The organism is Citrobacter sp. CK185, from assembly GCF_030333565.1.
GTDB lineage: Bacteria > Pseudomonadota > Gammaproteobacteria > Enterobacterales > Enterobacteriaceae > Citrobacter_B > Citrobacter_B koseri.
On sequence record NZ_JAOWFR010000004.1, the window covers coordinates 1 to 661 of the forward strand.

The 661-nt window shown below is 51.7% G+C and carries 1 rRNA gene; it reads right to left on the minus strand.

From position 1 onward, the window contains the following. A 23S ribosomal RNA gene (locus OGV79_RS01165) occupies positions 1–545 on the minus strand; the annotation flags it as partial. Positions 546–661 lie beyond the last annotated feature (116 nt).

The following is a 661-nucleotide window of genomic DNA, read 5'->3' on the forward strand; positions in this document are numbered from 1 at the left end:
AAAGAGGCTCCCACTGCTTGTACGTACACGGTTTCAGGTTCTTTTTCACTCCCCTCGCCGGGGTTCTTTTCGCCTTTCCCTCACGGTACTGGTTCACTATCGGTCAGTCAGGAGTATTTAGCCTTGGAGGATGGTCCCCCCATATTCAGACAGGATACCACGTGTCCCGCCCTACTCATCGAGCTCACAGCCTGTGCATTTTCGTGTACGGGACTTTCACCCTGTACCGTGCGACTTTCCAGACGCTTCCACTAACACACAAGCTGATTCAGGCTCTGGGCTCCTCCCCGTTCGCTCGCCGCTACTGGGGGAATCTCGGTTGATTTCTTTTCCTCGGGGTACTTAGATGTTTCAGTTCCCCCGGTTCGCCTCGTTAGCCTATGTATTCAGCTAACGATAGTGTGACGAATCACACTGGGTTTCCCCATTCGGACATCGCCGGGTCAAGGGTTCATATCACCTCGCCGGCGCTTTTCGCAGATTAGCACGTCCTTCATCGCCTCTGACTGCCAGGGCATCCACCGTGTACGCTTGGTCGCTTAACCTCACAACCCGAAGATGTTTCGTGAAACACTTCGCGTTGCGAAAATTTGAGAGACTCATACACACTTTACGTGTGTCGTTTCAATTTTCAGCTTGATCCAGATTTTTAAAGAGCAAA